Source organism: Rhizobacter sp. P3_B12 (assembly GCF_056402895.1).
The window spans coordinates 1-618 of record NZ_JBFUGN010001706.1 but is presented as its reverse complement, the minus strand read 5'-3'; the positions used below and the strand labels follow the sequence as shown (position 1 = coordinate 618).

1 protein-coding gene is annotated in these 618 nt (G+C 72.3%); it reads left to right on the top strand.

What is annotated here, in order from left to right; translation table 11 throughout:
- Positions 1–34: 34 nt before the first annotated feature.
- Positions 35–618, top strand: a 584-nt coding sequence (locus AC1D01_RS37785; protein WP_477875091.1) for a lytic transglycosylase domain-containing protein, incomplete at its 3' end; no start/stop codon positions are given.

Below are 618 nucleotides of genomic sequence, written 5' to 3'. Positions count from 1 at the left end.
CTGCGCGGCGACGACGTCGAGGTGGATGTCTGAGATGAAGGCCGCGCTGGCGGCTGCTGCACTCGCCGTGCCCGCGCTCGTGCATGCCGAGCTGTGGGGCTATGTCGACGGCAGCGGCACCGCACACCTCGCACCGACGCAGGTCGATTCGCGCTACCACCTGGTGCTGGGYGATGCGGCGCAGCTGCGCGTGCCCGGCAAGACCGACGGTGCCGGCGGCCTGCTCACGTGGCTGGAGTTCGCACCCGAGGTGAAATCGCTGCAGCCGCTGCTGCGCGAGGCGGCGGCCGCGCACGGCGTCGACATCGAGCTGCTGAAGGCCATCATCGCGGTCGAGTCCGGCTTCAACGCGAAGGCGGTGTCGCCGCGTGGCGCGGTCGGGCTGATGCAGCTGACGCCGATCGCCGCGCAGCACTACGGCGGCTTCGCGGCCGACGAGCGCCCCGCGGCGCTGCGCGAGAAGCTGCTCGACCCGCGCACCAACATCCTCACCGGCGCCCGCATGCTGTCGAGCCTGACACGCCGCTTCGGCCGCATCGATGTCGCGCTCGCGGCCTGGAACGCCGGCGAATCGGCGGTGCGCAAGGCCGGCGGCGAGATGCCGGCCATCCCCGAAAC